An 18,147-nucleotide genomic window follows, 5' to 3' on the forward strand; every position below is an offset into this window, starting at 1 on the left:
AGCCGAACACGCCCCGCAATGAACAGAAGGAACGACATGACCCATCCATCCCTCTCCAAGCCCTTGCACCGTCTTGCACATGGCCGAACCGGCGACAAGGGCAACCGCTCCAATATCAGCGTGATTGCCTGGCACCCGGCGCTCTGGGACCTGCTGGTGCGCGAGGTGACCGAGGAACGCGTGGCGGCGCAGTTCGCAGCGCGGCATCCGTCGCAAGTCACGCGCTACCTGCTGCCCCACCTGCAGGCGATGAACTTCGTGCTCGACGAGGTGCTCGACGGAGGCGTGAACGACGCGCTCAATCTCGACAGCCATGGCAAGGCGCTGTCATTCCTGCTGCTGGAGATGCCGATCGCCGTTCCCGGCGAGTTGCATCCGTATCTGGCAGGCCGGGCGGTGCAGGCTTGAGCCGCCGCATCCGCCAGACCCCTTTCCAACACTTCCATATCAAGGAGACAAGAAGATGACGATCCAGACCAACCGCCGCACCATGCTGGCCCTGTCCGTTGGCGCGCTGGCGCTGGCCACGGCCATGAGTTCGCAGGCCGCTGAATATCCAGCCAAGCCCATCACTTTCGTCGTGCCGTTCGCGGCAGGCAGCGCCACTGACCTGCTGGCGCGAGCCCTGGGGCAGTCGGTCACGACCGAGGCCAAGGCTTCCGTCATCGTCGACAACAAGGCCGGTGCGAGCGGCATGATCGCGGCCCAGTACGTGGCCAAGGCGGCGGCCGACGGCTATACGGTGCTGATCACCACGAACACCACGCAGTCGGCCAACGAGCATCTCTACAAGAAGCTGCCCTACGATCCCGTGAAGGATTTCACACCGGTCACGGGCCTGGGCAAGGGCGGGCAGGTGCTGGTCGTGAATGCCGCATCGCCGTTCAAGAACGTGGGCGAACTGCTCGCGGCAGCGAAGAAATCCCCGGGCAAGCTGTCGTTCGGCAGCGGGAGCTCCTCCAGCCGGGTGGCCGGCGAAATGCTCAAGCAACTGGCGGGCGTGGACATCCTGCACGTGCCCTACAAGAGCAATCCGCTCGCGATCACGGACCTGCTGGGCGGCCAGATCGACATGATGATCACCGACACGTCCACCGGTATTCCGCAGATCAAGTCGGGCAAGCTCAAGGCGCTTGGTTACTCGACGCAGGCCCGCAGCGCTCAGTTGCCCGATGTTCCCACGCTCGACGAGGCTGGCGTGAAGGGCTACGACATGGGCTACTGGTTCGCCGCATATGTGCCGGCAGGCACGCCCAAGGAGGTCGTTGCGCGCCTCAACGAGCTGCTGCAGCATGCCACGCAAAGCGCCGCAGCCAAGTCGTTCTATGAGACTGCGGGATCGGTGGCATGGACGACCACGCCGGACGAGCTGGCTCGCTTCCAGGCGGCCGAGACGTTGAAGTGGGGCAGGGTGATCAAGGCTGCGGGCATTCAGCCGGAGTGAACGAAGAAAGGCCCCGACAACGGGGCCTTCGTCCGGAAGGAGCATGTCGGCTCAGTCGTCGGCCAGCGCCTCGAGTTCGGATTCGGGCGGCGAGAACAGATCCCACACGGCGTTGAACAGCGCAGCCACCATCGGCCCGATCACGAAACCGGTGATGCCGAAGATCGCCATGCCGCCCAGGGTGGAGATCAGCACCACGTAGTCGGGCAGCTTGGTGTCCTTGCCGACCAGGATCGGGCGCAGCAGGTTGTCGACCAGCCCGATGATGCAGACGCAGAAGAGGGTGAGGATCACGCCCTTGGTGATGTCGCCGGTCGCAAAGAAGTAGATCGCCACCGGGCCCCAGATCAGCGCTGCGCCCACGGCTGGCAGCAGCGACAGGAAGGCCATCAGCACGCCCCACAGCACGGGGCCCTGGATGCCGAGGAACCAGAAGATCATTCCGCCAAGGGCGCCTTGCACCGCGGCCACCACGATGTTGCCCTTGACCGTGGCGCGGATCACCGTGGTGAACTTGACCGCCAGCTTGCGCTTGTGCTCAGGATCGAGCGGAATGGCGTCGCGAATGCGCGCCACCAGCCGCCCGCCGTCGCGCAGCAGGAAGAACAGCAGGTAGAGCATCACGCCAAAGCCCACGACGAACTGCAGGGTATTCGAGCCGAAATCCACGGCCTTCGTGGCGAGGAACTGGCTGGCCTGTGCGCTGAAGCTCGACAGTCGCGCCTCGACCTCGGCCACGGTCGTGAGATGGAAATGATCGAGCAGGCCCATGGCCCAGCCGGGCATGGCCTGTATGAGCGTCTGCAGATAGCTGCCCACATTGAGCTGTCCGGAGCGCAGCCTCTCGTAGATGACACCCGCCTCGCTCACCAGCGATGTCACGATCACGAGCAACGGCAGAATCACGATCAGCAGGCAGACGCCCAGCGTGATGAGGGCTGCCAGGGTCGGGCGCCGGGGCATGCGCGCGAGCAGCCACCGCTGCATTGGCGCGAACAGGATGGCAAGCACCACACCCCAGAACAGGGCAAAGGCGTAGGGCCAAAGGATGGCCATGAACGCCAGGGTCACCAGAACCAGGATCCCCAGAAAAGTGCGTTGCTGCAGCGTATTTGATTTCATATTGCGTGAAAGAGCCGGATTTCGGCAAATGTACGCGACTTGCTGCATCTCGCGACAGGCCGTTGTTACGAAAGAGTTCATGTCCGACATCAAGCCGACATACGCATTCCGCACTTCGATGGCACAATAGCGCCCGTACTAAAGGCCCCTTCCCCTGCCACAGTCGCATCCGCCAACCGGTTCAGCCGTGACGCGGAAGGTTTACTAACCAGCTAAAGCTTCCTGAAGGGAAGCAGAGGTGAGCGGAACAATGAGCGAACCCACATCTGTATACAAAGCCTATCAAGGCAACACGTATCTCTTTGGCGGCAACGCGCCGTATGTGGAAGAGATGTATGAGAGCTATCTGGCCAACCCGGGCAGCGTGCCTGACAACTGGCGCGAGTACTTCGATGCACTGCAGCACGTGCCTGCAGTCGACGGCAGCGATGCCAAGGACGTTCCCCATCTGCCCGTCATCAATGCCTTTGCCGAGCGTGCAAAGCAGGGTGGCACGCAGGTCGTGGTGGCCTCCGGCGCCGACTCCGAACTGGGCCGCAAGCGCACCGCCGTACAGCAGCTGATCGCCGCATACCGCAATGTGGGCCAGCGTTGGGCCGATCTCGACCCGCTCAAGCGCACCGAGCGCCCCGAAATTCCCGAGCTGGAGCCATCTTTCTACGGCTTCACCGACGCCGACCAGGAAACCGTGTTCAACACCAGCAACACGTTCTTCGGCAAGGAAACCATGACCCTGCGCGAGCTGATGAATGCTCTGCGCGAAACCTACTGCGGCACGATCGGCGCCGAGTACATGTATGCCACCGACCAGAACCAGAAGCGCTGGTGGCAGCAGAAGCTGGAGTCGATCCGCAGCAAGCCGAGCTTCGACGCAGCCAAGAAGAAGCGCATTCTTGATCGCCTGACCGCAGCCGAAGGCCTCGAGCGCTACCTGCACACCAAGTATGTCGGTCAGAAGCGCTTCTCGCTGGAAGGCGGCGAGTCGTTCATCGCGGCGATGGACGAGCTGATCAATGCAGCCGGCCAGAAGGGCATCCAGGAAGTCGTGATCGGCATGGCCCACCGCGGCCGTCTGAACGTGCTGGTGAACACGCTGGGCAAGATGCCCAAGGACCTGTTCGCCGAATTCGACCACACCGCTCCCGAAGATCTGCCATCGGGCGACGTGAAGTACCACCAGGGCTTCAGCTCCGACGTGACGACGGCCGGCGGCCCGGTTCACCTGTCGCTGGCGTTCAATCCCTCGCACCTGGAAATCGTGAACCCGGTGGTCGAAGGCTCCGTGCGCTCGCGCATGGACCGTCGCGCCGATCCGCGCGGCAAGCAGGTGCTGCCGGTGCTGGTGCACGGCGACGCGGCCTTTGCAGGCCAGGGCGTGAACCAGGAAACCCTGGCACTGGCCCAGACCCGTGGCTACTCCACGGGCGGCACGGTGCACATCATCATCAACAACCAGATCGGTTTCACCACCTCCGATCCACGCGACGCACGCTCGACGCTGTACTGCACCGACATCGTGAAGATGATCGAGTCGCCCGTGCTGCACGTGAACGGTGACGATCCGGAAGCGGTCGCGCTGGCCACCCAGCTCGCCCTGGAATTCCGCATGGAGTTCGACAAGGACGTGGTCGTCGACATCATCTGCTTCCGCAAGCTGGGCCACAACGAGCAGGACACTCCTGCGCTGACCCAGCCGCTGATGTACAAGAAGATTGGCGCCCACCCCGGCACCCGCAAGCTGTACGCCGACAAGCTGGCCACGCAAGGCCTTGGCGAAACGTTGGGCGACGACATGGTCAAGGCCTACCGCGCCGCCATGGACGAAGGCAAGCACACCATGGATCCGGTGCTCACCAACTTCAAGAGCAAGTACGCGGTGGACTGGAGCCCGTTCCTGAACCAGAAGTGGACGGACGCCGGCGACACGGCGATCCCGCTGACGGAGTGGAAGCGCCTGGCCGAGAAGATCACCACGATTCCCGAAGGCGTGACGCCTCACGCGCTCGTGAAGAAGGTCTACGACGACCGTGCGGCCATGGGCCGTGGCGAGATCAACGTCGACTGGGGCATGGGCGAGCACATGGCTTTCGCATCGCTGGTGGCGTCGGGCTACCCCGTGCGCCTGTCAGGTGAGGACTGCGGCCGTGGCACGTTCACGCACCGCCATGCCGTGATCCACGACCAGAAGCGCGAGAAGTGGAGCGAAGGCACCTACATTCCGCTGCAGAACGTCGCCGAGAACCAGGCTCCGTTCGTCGTGATCGACTCCATCCTGTCCGAAGAAGCCGTTCTGGCCTTCGAATACGGCTACGCGTCGAACGACCCCAACACGCTGGTGATCTGGGAAGCCCAGTTCGGCGACTTCGCCAACGGCGCCCAAGTCGTGATCGACCAGTTCATTGCTTCCGGCGAAGTGAAGTGGGGCCGTGTCAACGGCCTGACGCTGATGCTGCCGCACGGCTATGAAGGCCAGGGCCCGGAGCACAGCTCTGCGCGCCTCGAGCGCTTCATGCAGCTGGCTGCCGATACCAACATGCAGATCGTGCAGCCGACCACGGCCAGCCAGATCTTCCACGTGCTGCGCCGCCAGCAGGTTCGCAACCTGCGCAAGCCGCTCGTGATCATGACGCCGAAGTCGCTGCTGCGTAACAAGGATGCTACGTCGCCGCTCACCGAATTCACCAAGGGTTCGTTCCACACGGTGCTGCCGGAGCAGGATGACGCCGTGGTCAAGAACGCGGCCAAGGTCAAGCGCATCGTCGCCTGCTCGGGCAAGGTGTACTACGACCTCGTGAAGAAGCGCACGGAAGCCAAGATCGACGATGTGGCCATCATCCGTGTCGAGCAGCTGTATCCGTTCCCGCACAAGGCTTTCGCTGCCGAAGTGAAGAAGTACAGCAACGCGACTGAAATCGTTTGGTGCCAGGACGAGCCGCAGAACCAGGGCGCCTGGTTCTTCATCCAGCACAACATCCACGAGAACATGCTCGATGGCCAGAAGCTGGGCTACTCCGGCCGTGCGGCTTCGGCATCGCCTGCCGTGGGCTACTCGCACCTGCACCAGGAGCAGCAGAAGGCGCTGGTCGACGGCGCGTTTGGCAAGCTCAAGGGTTTTGTCCTGACCAAGTAAGGCTGGAAACCCGCTCATTACCCATCAGTACAAAACACGAATTGGAAAAGAAAAATGGCTATTGTTGACGTCAAAGTTCCGCAGCTCTCCGAGTCCATCACGGAAGCCACCATGCTCAACTGGAAGAAGAAGGCTGGTGAGGCAGTTGCTGTGGATGAAATCCTCATCGAGATCGAAACCGACAAGGTCGTGCTCGAAGTGCCTGCTCCCTCGGCCGGCGTGCTGACCGAGATCCTGCAAGGCGACGGTGCAACCGTCACCGCAGAACAGGTCATCGCCAAGATCGACACCGAAGCCGTGGCCGGCGCTGCCGCGCCTGCTGCTGCAGCTCCCGCAGCCGCTGCCTCTGCACCCGCCGCCGCTCCCGTGGCAGCTGCTGCAGCAAGCAACAACAGCAAGGCTGGCGTGGCCATGCCTGCTGCTGCCAAGATCCTGGCCGATAACAACCTGTCCGCCGCGAACGTGGCTGGCACGGGCAAGGATGGTCGCGTGACCAAGGGCGATGCGCTGTCCGCCATCAAGGGTGGCGCCGCCATCCCGACGGGTGTTCCGACAGCGGCTCTGCCGCAGGTCGCAGCGCCTGCCGGAAAGCAGGACCTGGGCGATCGCCCTGAGCAGCGCGTGCCGATGACACGCCTGCGTGCCCGTATCGCCGAGCGCCTGCTGCAATCGCAAGCCACCAATGCCATCCTGACCACGTTCAACGAAGTGAACATGGCTCCCGTGATGGACATGCGCAAGAAGTTCCAGGACCAGTTCGTCAAGGAACACGGCGTGAAGCTGGGCTTCATGTCCTTCTTCGTGAAGGCTGCAGTGCACGCACTGAAGAAGTTCCCCGCGGTGAATGCCTCGATCGACGGCAACGACATCGTCTACCACGGCTACTTCGATATCGGCATCGCAGTGAGCTCGCCTCGCGGCCTGGTGGTGCCTATCCTGCGCAACGTCGACCAGATGAGCTTCGCAGACATCGAGAAGAAGATCGCCGAATTCGGTCAGAAGGCCAAGGACGGCAAGCTGGGCATCGAAGAGCTGACCGGCGGTACGTTCTCGATCTCCAACGGTGGCACTTTCGGCTCGATGATGTCCACTCCCATCATCAACCCGCCTCAGTCCGCCATCCTCGGCGTGCACGCCACCAAGGACCGTGCCGTGGTGGAGAACGGCCAGATCGTGATCCGCCCGATGAACTACCTGGCCATGTCCTATGACCACCGCATCATCGACGGCCGCGAAGCCGTGCTGAGCCTGGTTGCCATGAAGGACGCGCTGGAAGACCCAAGCCGCCTGCTGTTCGACCTGTAATCGCCGCAGATCGAAATTAGACGAAACCCACCACCAAAAGCGGTGGGTTTTTTTCCAATCAAGCAGAGAAAGATTCAAATCATGAGCAAGCAATTCGACGTCGTCGTCATCGGCGCTGGCCCTGGCGGTTACATCGCTGCAATCCGTGCAGCACAACTCGGCTTCAACGTCGCCTGTATCGACGAGTGGAAGAACGCACAGGGCGGCGCGGCTCCGGGCGGCACCTGCACCAACGTGGGCTGCATTCCCTCGAAGGCGCTGCTGCAGTCTTCCGAGCACTACGAACACGCCAGGCTGCATTTCGCGGACCATGGCATCTCGACCGGCAAGGTCGAGATGGACGTGCCCAAGATGATCACGCGCAAGCAAGGCATCGTGAAGCAGAACAACGACGGCATCCTGTACCTGTTCAAGAAGAACAAGGTCACCTTCTTCCACGGCCGTGGCTCGTTCGTGAAGGCTGCCGAAGGCGGCTACGAGATCAAGGTCGCCGGCAAGGAAGAGGAAACCATCACCGGCAAGCAGATCATCATCGCCACGGGCTCCAATGCGCGTGCGCTGCCCGGCGTTCCATTCGATGAGGAGTTCATCCTGTCGAACGACGGTGCCCTGGCTCTCGAGAAGACGCCGAAGACCCTGGGTCTGATCGGCTCCGGCGTGATCGGCCTCGAAATGGGTTCCGTGTGGCGCCGCCTGGGCTCGGAAGTGACCGTGCTCGAAGGCATGGACAAGTTCCTGCCCGCCGTGGACGAGCAGATCGCCAAGGAAGCCAAGAAGGCGTTCGACAAGCAGGGCCTGAAGATCGAGCTCGGCGTGAAGGTCGGCGAGGTCAAGACCGGCAAGAAGGGCGTGACGGTCTCCTACACCAACGCCAAGGGCGAGGCGCAGACGCTGGAAGTCGAAAAGCTGATCGTCTCGATCGGCCGCACCGCCAACACCATCGGCCTGAACCCCGAAGCCGTGGGCCTGGCCCTCGATGAGCGCGGCCAGATCGTGGTCGATGCCGACTGCAAGACCAACCTGCCGGGCGTCTGGGCCGTGGGCGACGTCGTGCGCGGACCGATGCTGGCGCACAAGGCCGAGGAAGAGGCTGTTGCCGTGGCCGAGCGCATTGCCGGCCAGCACGGCCACGTGAACTTCGACACCATTCCTTTCGTGATCTACACCAGCCCTGAAGTGGCATGGGTGGGCCGCACCGAGCAGCAGCTCAAGGAGCAGGGCGTGAAGTACAAGGCCGGCTCGTTCCCGTTCCTCGCGAACGGCCGTGCACGCGCCCTGGGCGACACGACCGGCATGGTGAAGTTCATCGCCGACGCCGAGACCGACGAGATCCTGGGCGTGCACATGGTCGGCCCGATGGTCTCGGAGCTGATCTCCGAGGCCGTGGTGGCCATGGAGTTCAAGGCATCGAGCGAAGACATCGCCCGCATCTGCCACGCCCACCCATCGCTGTCCGAATCCACGAAGGAAGCGGCTCTGGCGGTGGACAAGCGCACCCTGAACTTCTGATCCAACGTCGATGGACGGATCGGTTCCTGTGAGCATGCTCACGATCCGAGCCGAAGATGGCTGCCAACGCCCGGGATCCCAGGCGTTGGCGGCTATTTGCATTTTTGAGGTGAGGGAGAGACGACGGTGAACGTGAAAGAGGCCTACCAGGCAGAACTGGCCGCCAAGGGATTCAAGAGCGACCCGGCGCAATTGCGCGCGGTGGAGGCGCTGCAGCGCTGTGCGGACGACTGGGCGGTGTACAAGTCCAAGCGTTCCAACAGTTTCAAGAAGCTCATCAACCACCCGGACCTGCCCAAGGGCGTGTACATGTACGGCGGGGTGGGGCGCGGCAAGAGCTTTCTCATGGATTGCTTCTTCAATGCCGTGCCGATCAAGCGCAAGGTGCGCCTGCACTTCCACGAGTTCATGCGCTCGGTGCACCATGAGCTGCACCTGATGCAGGGCACGCAGAATCCGCTCGACGTGCTGGGCGCGAAGATCGCCAAGAAGTACAAGCTGATATGTTTCGACGAGTTCCACATCGCCGACATCACCGATGCGATGATCCTCTACCGACTGCTTGATTCGCTGTTCAAGAATGGCGTGGGGTTCGTGACCACGTCCAACTTCAAGCCGGACGGCCTGTATCCCGACGGCCTGCATCGCGACCGCATCCTGCCCGCGATCGCGTTGCTCAACGAGCACATGGAGGTCGTGAACGTCGACAACGGCACGGATTACCGCCGCCGCACGCTGGAGAACGCCAAGCTCTACCACACGCCACTCGGGCCCGAGGCCGAGGCAGCGATGGAGGCCACGTTCAACCAGCTGGCCGAGGTGAAGGACGAGAGCCCGATCCTGCATATCGAAGCCCGTGAAATCCGCGCCAAGCGCCGTGCGGGTGGCGTGGTCTGGTTCGAGTTCAACGAACTCTGCGGCGGGCCGCGCTCGCAGAACGACTATCTTGAGATCGCCACGCAGTTCCACACGGTGCTGCTGTCCAACGTGAAGCACATGCCGGTGAGCATGGCCTCTCCGGCTCGCCGCTTCACCTGGCTGATCGACGTGCTGTATGACCGTCATGTGAAGCTGATCATTTCAGCGCAGACCGCTCCCGAGGATCTCTATACTGAGGGTCCCCTGGCGCACGAATTCCCGCGCACTGTCTCGCGCCTGAACGAGATGCAGTCCAAGGAGTATCTGGCGCTGGACCGCCGCATGGTTGACACGAACTTGACTTGATATGAAGAACTGCCTGAGCCGCCCGCACTGGATGACGCCCCTTCTCGCGCTGCCATTGGTCTGCGCGGCGGGATGGGCTGCGGCGGCGCAACCTGCGGGTGATCCCGTGGCGAAGGCGCAGGCCGAGCAGGTGCAGATCGAGCGCGATGCAGAGCGCGCGCGTATCCAGAAGGAGCGCAAGGTCATCCAGGATCACCTGCATGCCCAGGAGGCGGCCTGCTACAAGAAATTCGCCGTGGATGCCTGTCTGCGCGATGCGCGTTCGGAGGCTCGGGCTCAGGATATGACGCTGCGCGGCCAGGAGCTCAAGCTCAATGAGGCCGAACGCCGCGAGAAGGCCGCCGACCGCCGCGCATTCATCGAGCAGAATGAGGAACAGCAGCGCGAGAAGATCGAAGCCGGCAGAGACAAGGCAGAGGCGACCGATCCTGCGGCACGTGCCGAGGCCAATGCGCAGGAGCGCGCCCAGCGTGCGTCCGAGGCAGGGCAGCGTGCCGCTCAGCAGAAGTCCCGCGAAGCAGCCCACGCCCAGAGCGAGTCCAAGCGCCAGGCCAGCGAGCCGGGTCGCGTCGAGCGTGCCCGCATGCGCTACGAGGCCAAGCAGCGCAAGGCCGAAGAGCGCCGTGTCCGCCATGAAAAGGACCTGGAGGATGCCGCCAAGAGCGGCAAGACGCCAGCGGCGCCGCTTCCAGAACCGGCATCTCGCTAGTCGCAGCCACGGCACGCAAAAAAGCCGCAGTTCGGTCCTGCGGCTTTTTCATTGGATCCCGCGAGTCAGTGGGCAGATCCTGCCAGTTGCGTGAGCGTTGGAACCTTCTTCTGCTCTTCCAGCGCCTCGATCTTCACGATCACCAGCGAGAGGTTGTCTCCGCCTCCGCGTGCGCGCGAGCGGGCCTTGTCGATGAGGAACTCCGTGGCCTCGCGCGGCGTCAGCGAATTCACGACCGATGCGAGCTCGGTGGGCGCGAAATAGTGCCAGACCCCGTCGCTGCAGGCGAGGATCACATCGCCGGGACGCAGCACGGGAATCGCATGCGGCGTGGCGGGGGGGTCATTCTCGGTTCCAAGGCACCCCACCAGGATGTTGGCGTGGGGATGCGTGTTGGCCTCGGCTTCGCTGATCTCGCCGCGGTCGACCAGCGTCTGGACATAGGAGTGATCGCTGGTGCGATGGATCAGCGCACCGTTTTGCACATGGTAGATGCGCGAGTCGCCGGCATGCACCCAGTGGCACTCGCCGCGCGGCGTGATGAGGAAGGCCGCCAGCGTGCTGTGCGGTTCCTGCTCGGAGGAGATGGCGGTGAGGCGGATAACGATATGCGCCTCGGTCACGATGTGCTTGAGCATCGTCGCAGCGTCGTCCACTTCAGGTGAGAAGCGCTCGAACAGTTGCTGGGCGGTCAGCATGACCTGGTCGGATGCCTTGCGTCCGCCGCTGCGCCCGCCCATGCCGTCTGCCACAATGCCGAGCACGCAGCCGTTGTAACGGGGGTGCGCGAACAGCGCGACGCGATCCTGCTGGTACTCGCGATCTCCCTTGTGGATCCCGGTGGAGGCAGTCAGTCGAAAGGCTTTGGACATGGCGGGACGTGTTGTGTTCTATGGGGTATCGATCAAGTTTAATCGGCTGGCCGTCACTATCGACACTCGATCTGATTGTTGCGGTAAAAGTGTTTCAAGAGCTAATGAATTTTCTTAAAAATGGCAGTTGTGGGGTGAAATCCAAGGGTTTCCACCCGCAGTCTTGCGATGGGGCGGGCTTGCCATGGCGACAACGACTCCTGTGAGAGCCTCCAGCGTGCTGATGGCCGACGTCATGGCCTTCCTGGGCGAGGGCGGCGCCCTTGGGCGCGAGTTGCCGGAGTTCCAGCGCCGCGAAGCCCAGGAGACCATGGCGCGGGCCGTGACCGAAACGGTGGAGTCGGGCGGATGCCTGGTGGTCGAGGCGGGCACGGGGATCGGCAAGACCTATGCATATCTGGTGCCGGCATTGCTGAGCGGCGCGCGCGTGCTGGTATCCACCTCCACCAAGGCACTGCAGGAGCAACTGGTGCACCGGGATCTGCCACGCCTGGTCGAGATCCTGAACCGCCACCAGTCGCTGCATCGCCGCGTGGCCCTGCTCAAGGGACGGGCGAACTACCTGTGCCTGCATCGGCTCGAGCAGGCTTGGGCGCATCGGGCGGATGCGACTGATGCCGGCGCAAATACGGCTGCCCTGGACGATGTTCGCAGGTGGGCCCAATCGACCCGCAGCGGCGATCTGGCCGAGTTGCCGTCACCCAGCCTGGATGCGCACACCAAAGCCCAGGTGACGTCGACACGGGAGAACTGCCTTGCAGGGCGCTGTCCGCGCTTTGGCGACTGTCATGTGTACCGCGCCAGGCGGCAAGCGGCAGTGGCCGACGTGGCGGTGGTCAACCATGCGCTCTTCATGGCCGATCAGGCAGGGGTGGGCGAAGGTGAATCCGATCTGCTGGCGCATGCCCGGGTCATCGTCTTCGACGAGGCGCATTCGCTCAACGCGGTCGGACAGCAGGCCTTTGGACAAGCCTGCAGTGCCCGCCAATTGCAGGGTCTGGCGCAGGACCTGCATGATGTGGGGGGGCACTTGGTCGGCGGGCTGCGGGATTGGGCGGCATTGCGGGACGAGGTGATGGGAGCTTCCCGGAGGCTCATGGGAGCCTGTGCGCACCTTCCCTTGGGTGCACGCATTGCCTGGCGCGGTGAGGCCCCCGACGGCATCGAGCCGTCCGCATGGCAGTCTGTGGTGCAGACGATGGTCTCGACTCTGCGCCACGTGCTTGCCGCGCTGGACGATGTGGCCGAGCAGTCGCCCGACATCGCACGCCTGCACCAGCGCGCAGTCTCGCTGCTGGAAGTGCTGTCGAATCTGGGTCGGCCCGAGGAGGGCGGGCAGGTGCGCTGGCTGGAATGCAGCATCGATGACGTGCGACTGCAGCAGACACCGTTTCGTGCCGGACCTTCGCTGCAGGCGCTCTGGGCCACGGCCATGCCTTCAGTGCCGCAGGCCGGGGCACAGCCGGACGCCAGCGCGTGGGACGAGCCCGTTTCCGCCGAAGAGGCGCACTCGGCCACTGTGGGAGGCGAGTTGCCGCGCAGCTTCATCTTCACCTCTGCGACGCTGGGAACCAACGACGCACTCGACTGTTTCACCGGGCCGCTGGGCCTGGAGGGCGCACGCACGCTTCGGCTCGGCAGTCCGTTTGACTATGCGGCCCAGGCATCGCTGTACATTCCCGCGTTCCTGCCCTCCGCCAACGACCCGCAGCATGCAGGCGCGCTGGCCGACTGGCTCGCGGAGCCGGTCCTGCGCCTGGGCGGCCGGACGCTGGTACTGACCACCAGCCTGCGCGCGATGCACATCATCGCGGAGCGCCTTGCGAGGTCACTGGCCCCAGCCATCGAGGATGGGCGGATCGAGCTGCTGGTACAGGGACAGAACACGCACTCCTGGATCGCGGAGCGCTTTCAACACAGGGGCAATGGCTGCGTGCTGGTGGCGTCGCAGTCCTATTGGCAGGGGTTTGACGTGCCGGGTGATGCGTTGCAGATGGTGGTGATCGACAAGCTGCCGTTCCCCGTGCCCACCGACCCGCTGGTGGAGGCCTACTCGGAGTACCTGCAGGAGCAGGGCAGGAATCCATTCAAGGAACATGCGCTGCAGGAGGCGGCCCTCGCGCTCAGGCAGGGCGCAGGGCGGCTGATCCGCAGCGAGCGCGATTCAGGCCTCCTGGTGGTGGCCGATGCCAGGCTCGCGAAGGGCTATGGAAAGTGGTTGCAGCGCCAGCTGCCGCCCATGCGGGTGCTGGCGTCGGAGGCGGAATGTCAGGAGCAGGTGGACCGGCTCACCAGAACTTCCACCACGGATCATCCTTCTTGCGGAAGCCGTACTTGATGTAGTCGCTCGAGGGATAGGAGCCCTCGAGCACGCGGCGGGTGTCGTCGCGCAGTTGTTCCAGGCCCAGCGCGTCATAGGAGCGCATCAGGATGTACAGCGCCTCTTCGATGGCGGGCACTTCCTTGTAGTCCGCAATGGCGGATTGCGCGCGGCTGATGGCGGCCACGTAGGCGCCGCGCTCGTAGTAGTAGCGAGCGACATGCACCTCATACTGGGCAAGCGAGTTGACGATGTACGTCATGCGCTGGCGCGCGTCGGGCGTATAGCGTGATTCCGGGAAGCGGGTGACCAGTTCACGGAAGGACTCGAACGAATCCTTGGCGGCCTTCTGGTCGCGCTCGGACAGGTCCTGGCGCGACAGCCAGGAGAACATGCCCAGGTCCTCGTTGAAGTTGACAAGCCCCTTCAGGTACAGCGCATAGTCGTACGCCGGGCTCGCAGGGTGCAGCTTCATGAAGCGATCCAGCGTGGCAACGGCCTGCGCCTTGTCGTTGTTCTTGTATTGCGAGTAGGCCTTCTCGAGCTGGGCCTGCTGCGCAAGCGGCGTGCCGGCGGCGCGGCCTTCAAGCTTCTCGAACAGTGGGACGGCCTTGTCGTAGCTGCCGCTGCTGGCCTCGTCGCGGGCCTCCGAATAGATCTTGTTGGGACTCCAGCCTGCGGTTTTATCTTCGACCGACGTGGAGCAGCCTGCCAGAAGGCCGGCAGCCAGCAACGCAGAGAACAAGGGCAGAGTCAAACGCGACATAACAGCAGTATTTCCCGCAGAGGAAGGTTGGAGCATCAGGTTTGGCCTTCCGGAGCATAGGGATATGCGCCGGAGCGGCAAATCGTTGGCAAACGGTCATTGTATGCGCCGTCGGACCCTTCCGGTCTTTGCGAGCCAAACGGAACGCCCGCAAGTTTCTACAATCGACCCACCTATGTTTGTTCACCTGCGCCTACACACCGAATTCTCCGTCGTCGACGGAACCACACGTATCGACGAGATCGTCAAGGCGGCCGCCAAGGATGGCCAGCCTGCAATGGCTCTCACCGATCTGAACAACACGTTCGGTGCCGTCAAGTTCTACCGCGAAGGCCGTGGCAAGGGCGTCAAGCCGATCATCGGCGCGGAAATCAGTGTCCCCACGGAGGCCGACGGCAGTGCCTTCGCCCGAATGGTTCTGCTGATTCAGAACAACCAGGGGTATTTCAGCCTGTCGGAAATCCTCGCCCGCGCCTGGACCAGCAATGTGGTCAAGAACGTGCCGCTGGTGAAGTGGGAATGGCTTGAGGAGCTCAACGACGGCCTGATCGCGCTGGCCGGTGCGCAGGCCGGACCCGTGGGCCAGCCGCTGATGCGCGGCGACGAGGCCGGTGCCACGGACACGGCGTTGCGTCTGGCCAAGATTTTCCCGCACCGCTTTTACATCGAGATACAGCGTGCCGGACGCAGTGACGACGAATCGCACGTGATCCAGGCCGCCAAACTGGCCAGCCGGCTCAACCTGCCGGTGGTGGCCACGCACCCGATCCAGTTTGCGAGCGCCGAAGAGTACGAAGCGCACGAGGCGCGCGTGTGCATCGCCGATGGCGAGATCCTCGGCAACCAGCGCCGCATCAAGCGCTTCACGCGGGAGCAGTACTTCAAGACCAGCGCCGAGATGCAGGCTCTGTTCGCGGATATTCCGTCGGCGGTAGAGAACACGCTCGAGATCGCAAAGCGCTGCAGCCTGACACTGGTGCTGGGCAAGCCGCGCCTGCCCGATTTCCCCACGCCGAACGGCATGCCGATCGACGACTATTTCCGCTATGCGTCCTACCAGGGCCTGGAGGAGCGCCTGCTCTACCTGTTCCCGGACGAGGCCAAGCGGGACAGAAACCGCCCGCGCTACGTCGAGCGGCTGGAGTTCGAGCTGCACACCATCCTGCAGATGGGCTTTCCGGGCTACTTCCTCATCGTGGGCGACTTCATTCAGTGGGCCAAGAACAATGGCTGTCCGGTGGGACCCGGCCGCGGCTCGGGTGCGGGCTCGCTGGTGGCTTATGCGCTCAAGATCACCGACCTTGATCCGCTGCAATATGCCTTGCTGTTCGAGCGCTTCCTGAACCCGGAACGCGTGTCGATGCCTGACTTCGACATCGATTTCTGCCAGGGCAACCGCGACCGCGTGATCGACTACGTGAAGCAGAAGTACGGCAAGAACGCCGTGAGCCAGATCGCCACCTTCGGCACCATGGCGGCCAAGGCCGCGATCCGCGACGTCGGCCGGGTGATGGACATGAGCTACACGTTCTGCGATGGCATCTCCAAGCTGGTGCCCGGAAAGCCGGGCATGAGCTACACGCTGGCGTATCCACCCGAGCAGAAGAAGGACGGCGACAAGAACAACTATGCGCTCGAGCTGGAGCCCATTCTCTATGACCGGGTGCGCAACGAAGAGGACGTGCGCACCGTGATCGAGATGGCGCAGAAGCTCGAAGGCGTGACGCGCAACATCGGCATGCACGCGGGCGGCGTGGTGATCGCGCCCGGCAAGCTGACGGACTTCTGCCCGCTGTACCAGCAGCCCGGCAGCGACTCCGCGGTGGCGATGTACGACAAGGATGACGTGGAAGCCGTCGGCCTCGTGAAGTTCGACTTTCTGGGTCTGGCCACCCTGACCATCCTGGAGATCGCGCGCGAGTTCATCCAGAAGCGCCACAAGGGCAAGGAGAACTTCGCGTTCGAGGACATTCCGCTCGACGATGCCCCCACCTACCGGTTGTTCTCCGACGGATTGACCGAAGCCGTGTTCCAGTTTGAATCCCGCGGGATGCAGGGCATGCTCAAGGAGGCGCGTCCGAGCCGTCTCGAGGACCTGATTGCGTTGAACGCGCTGTACCGTCCGGGCCCGATGGATCTGATCCCCAGCTTCGTGAACCGCAAGCACGGCAAGGAGGTGGTGGAGTACCCGCATCCGCTGGTGGAGACGGTGCTCTCGGAGACCTACGGCATCATGGTGTACCAGGAGCAGGTGATGCAGACCGCCCAGGTGCTGGGCGGCTACAGCCTCGGCGGCGCCGACTTGCTGCGCCGTGCCATGGGCAAGAAGAAGCTCGAGGAAATGGTCATGCACCGCGAAATCTTTCGCAAGGGTGCGGCCAAGCAGGGCATCGACGAGACGAAGGCGGACGAGGTCTTCGACCTGATGGAGAAGTTCGCGGGCTACGGCTTCAACAAGTCGCACGCTGCCGCCTATTCGCTGCTGGCCTATCACACCGGCTGGCTCAAGGTGCACTACACGGCGGAGTTCTACTGCGGCAACATGACCGTGGAAATGGACGATACCGACAAGCTCAAGGTGTTGTACGAAGACGCCGTGAAGAATTTCGGCATGACCTTCGAGCCGCCGGACGTGAACCGGGGCATGTACCGCTTCGAGCCCGTTACGGACAAGGTGATCCGCTATGGGCTGGGCGCCATCAAGGGCACGGGGCAGGCGGCCATCGAGGCCATCATTGCCGCCCGGGAGGGACTGGGCGAGGGCCCGCAAGGCCATGTGAAGGGGCCGTTCACCAGCCTGTTCGACTTCTGCGTGCGCGTGGACCGCAGCCGCATCAACAAGCGCACCGTCGAGGCGCTCATCAAGGCCGGCGCATTCGATGCGATCCAGCTCAATCGCGCGGCCCTGATCGCCACGCTGGACACGGCCTTCGAGTTCGCCGCGGCCACCCACGCCAACGCCAACCAGTGCGGCCTGTTCGACATGATGGGCGACGATGCGCAGGGCTCCAGCACCAAGGAACCCGAGATGGCGGATGTGCTGCCCTGGGGTATCAAGGAGCGCCTGACGCAGGAGAAGACCGCCATCGGGTTCTACCTGTCGGGGCACCTGTTCGACGAGGTGGCGCTCGAGGTGCGCAAGTTCTGCCGCACGCCCATCGACGAGCTGCAGGACAACCGGGAGGTGCAGACTATCGCCGGCATCGTCACCGACTATCGTGTCATCAATGGTCAACGCGGGAAGCTGGCGCTGTTCAAGATTGATGACAAATCCAAGGTGATCGAGGCCTCGGCGGACGAGGGAGTTCTCAACGCCTCCATGCCCCTGAAGGATGACGAGCTCGTCATCGTCTCCGGTCGCCTGCAACTGGACCATTTCAGCGGGGGACTCCGGGTGAAGGTGCTGCAGGTCTCGGACCTGGCGGGCGCCCGCGCCCGGTACGGCAAGTACCTGCGCGTGGCGTGCAACGGCAGCGTGCCGGACGTGGCCTCCATCGTGCGGGAGTTCCCGGCGAAGGTGGAGGAGACGGAGCACGGGGAAACCTTGAGACGCGGGCTGCGCGTGCGCCTCGACATGCATATCACCTCGGATCGCGGCGCGGCCAAGGCCGAGCTCAGTCTGGGCGAGGCCAGCAGCTTCTTTCCCACCGACGCAGCACTGGCGGCCTGGAGCAGCATGGCGGGTTCCGACGCGGTCTCCGTGGTCTACGACCACGGGTGAGCGCATAAATACGCTCTTCGGCAGT

At 63.4% G+C, this 18,147-nt stretch carries 12 protein-coding genes; 9 read left to right on the top strand and 3 right to left on the bottom strand.

What is annotated here, in order from left to right; translation table 11 throughout:
• Nucleotides 1-36: 36 nt before the first annotated feature.
• Nucleotides 37-408 carry an AtuA-related protein gene (locus tag H9K76_RS10395; RefSeq protein WP_187600107.1) on the top strand — a complete coding sequence of 124 codons (372 nt, stop codon included), beginning with the start codon at nt 37-39 and terminating at the stop codon, nt 406-408.
• Between the two features lie 55 nt (nt 409-463).
• Nucleotides 464-1,444 (top strand): Bug family tripartite tricarboxylate transporter substrate binding protein, encoded by a 981-nt coding sequence (locus H9K76_RS10400; RefSeq protein ID WP_187600109.1) that lies wholly within the window; start codon nt 464-466, stop codon nt 1,442-1,444.
• Between the two features lie 51 nt (nt 1,445-1,495).
• Here the strand turns inward: H9K76_RS10400 and H9K76_RS10405 are convergent, their stop codons facing one another.
• Nucleotides 1,496-2,566 carry an AI-2E family transporter gene (locus H9K76_RS10405; RefSeq protein ID WP_187600111.1) on the bottom strand — a complete coding sequence of 357 codons (1,071 nt, stop codon included), beginning with the start codon at nt 2,564-2,566 and terminating at the stop codon, nt 1,496-1,498.
• 250 nt (nt 2,567-2,816) lie between these two features.
• Here H9K76_RS10405 and H9K76_RS10410 point away from each other — a divergent pair, with 250 nt between their 5' ends.
• From H9K76_RS10410 to H9K76_RS10430, 5 genes are all read left to right on the top strand, one after another.
• On the top strand, nt 2,817-5,696 hold the full coding sequence (locus H9K76_RS10410) for a 2-oxoglutarate dehydrogenase E1 component (protein ID WP_187600112.1): 2,880 nt from the start codon (nt 2,817-2,819) through the stop codon (nt 5,694-5,696).
• Between the two features lie 54 nt (nt 5,697-5,750).
• The gene (gene odhB / locus H9K76_RS10415) at nt 5,751-7,001 is read left to right on the top strand and encodes a 2-oxoglutarate dehydrogenase complex dihydrolipoyllysine-residue succinyltransferase (RefSeq protein ID WP_187600114.1); all 1,251 of its coding nucleotides are present in this window, start codon (nt 5,751-5,753) and stop codon (nt 6,999-7,001) included.
• Between the two features lie 81 nt (nt 7,002-7,082).
• Complete coding sequence (lpdA, locus tag H9K76_RS10420) at nt 7,083-8,510, top strand: dihydrolipoyl dehydrogenase (RefSeq protein WP_187600116.1); 1,428 nt, start codon at nt 7,083-7,085, stop codon at nt 8,508-8,510.
• Between the two features lie 126 nt (nt 8,511-8,636).
• Nucleotides 8,637-9,734 carry a cell division protein ZapE gene (zapE, locus tag H9K76_RS10425; protein WP_187600118.1) on the top strand — a complete coding sequence of 366 codons (1,098 nt, stop codon included), beginning with the start codon at nt 8,637-8,639 and terminating at the stop codon, nt 9,732-9,734.
• 1 nt (nt 9,735) lies between these two features.
• Nucleotides 9,736-10,443 carry a hypothetical protein gene (locus tag H9K76_RS10430; RefSeq protein WP_187600119.1) on the top strand — a complete coding sequence of 236 codons (708 nt, stop codon included), beginning with the start codon at nt 9,736-9,738 and terminating at the stop codon, nt 10,441-10,443.
• Between the two features lie 65 nt (nt 10,444-10,508).
• Here H9K76_RS10430 and H9K76_RS10435 read toward each other — a convergent pair whose 3' ends face one another.
• Nucleotides 10,509-11,315: a PP2C family protein-serine/threonine phosphatase gene (locus tag H9K76_RS10435; protein ID WP_187600121.1), complete on the bottom strand. Its 807-nt coding sequence runs from the start codon at nt 11,313-11,315 to the stop codon at nt 10,509-10,511.
• A gap of 184 nt (nt 11,316-11,499) precedes the next feature.
• On the opposite strand from H9K76_RS10435, the gene H9K76_RS10440 reads away from it, so the two are divergent.
• The gene (locus tag H9K76_RS10440; RefSeq protein ID WP_246475454.1) at nt 11,500-13,653 is read left to right on the top strand and encodes an ATP-dependent DNA helicase; all 2,154 of its coding nucleotides are present in this window, start codon (nt 11,500-11,502) and stop codon (nt 13,651-13,653) included.
• Here the strand turns inward: H9K76_RS10440 and H9K76_RS10445 are convergent.
• On the bottom strand, nt 13,604-14,401 hold the full coding sequence (locus tag H9K76_RS10445) for an outer membrane protein assembly factor BamD (RefSeq protein ID WP_187600123.1): 798 nt from the start codon (nt 14,399-14,401) through the stop codon (nt 13,604-13,606). The two genes, H9K76_RS10440 and H9K76_RS10445, sit on opposite strands and share 50 nt — an antisense overlap.
• Before the next feature lie 175 nt (nt 14,402-14,576).
• Between H9K76_RS10445 and dnaE the strand changes: the two genes are divergently transcribed.
• Nucleotides 14,577-18,122 carry a DNA polymerase III subunit alpha gene (dnaE, locus tag H9K76_RS10450; protein ID WP_187600124.1) on the top strand — a complete coding sequence of 1,182 codons (3,546 nt, stop codon included), beginning with the start codon at nt 14,577-14,579 and terminating at the stop codon, nt 18,120-18,122.
• Nucleotides 18,123-18,147: the final 25 nt, after the last annotated feature.

This window comes from Diaphorobacter ruginosibacter (assembly GCF_014395975.1).
Taxonomy (GTDB): Bacteria; Pseudomonadota; Gammaproteobacteria; order Burkholderiales; family Burkholderiaceae_C; genus Diaphorobacter_A; species Diaphorobacter_A ruginosibacter.

Coding starts and splice junctions, on each gene's coding strand:
- H9K76_RS10430 (WP_187600119.1), top strand. CDS start 9,736: ATGAAGAACTGCCTGAGCCGCCCGCACTGGATGACGCCCCTTCTCGCG.
- H9K76_RS10445 (WP_187600123.1), bottom strand. CDS start 14,401: ATGTCGCGTTTGACTCTGCCCTTGTTCTCTGCGTTGCTGGCTGCCGGC.
- H9K76_RS10435 (WP_187600121.1), bottom strand. CDS start 11,315: ATGTCCAAAGCCTTTCGACTGACTGCCTCCACCGGGATCCACAAGGGA.
- odhB (WP_187600114.1), top strand. CDS start 5,751: ATGGCTATTGTTGACGTCAAAGTTCCGCAGCTCTCCGAGTCCATCACG.
- H9K76_RS10410 (WP_187600112.1), top strand. CDS start 2,817: ATGAGCGAACCCACATCTGTATACAAAGCCTATCAAGGCAACACGTAT.
- lpdA (WP_187600116.1), top strand. CDS start 7,083: ATGAGCAAGCAATTCGACGTCGTCGTCATCGGCGCTGGCCCTGGCGGT.
- dnaE (WP_187600124.1), top strand. CDS start 14,577: ATGTTTGTTCACCTGCGCCTACACACCGAATTCTCCGTCGTCGACGGA.
- H9K76_RS10440 (WP_246475454.1), top strand. CDS start 11,500: ATGGCGACAACGACTCCTGTGAGAGCCTCCAGCGTGCTGATGGCCGAC.
- H9K76_RS10405 (WP_187600111.1), bottom strand. CDS start 2,566: ATGAAATCAAATACGCTGCAGCAACGCACTTTTCTGGGGATCCTGGTT.
- H9K76_RS10395 (WP_187600107.1), top strand. CDS start 37: ATGACCCATCCATCCCTCTCCAAGCCCTTGCACCGTCTTGCACATGGC.
- H9K76_RS10400 (WP_187600109.1), top strand. CDS start 464: ATGACGATCCAGACCAACCGCCGCACCATGCTGGCCCTGTCCGTTGGC.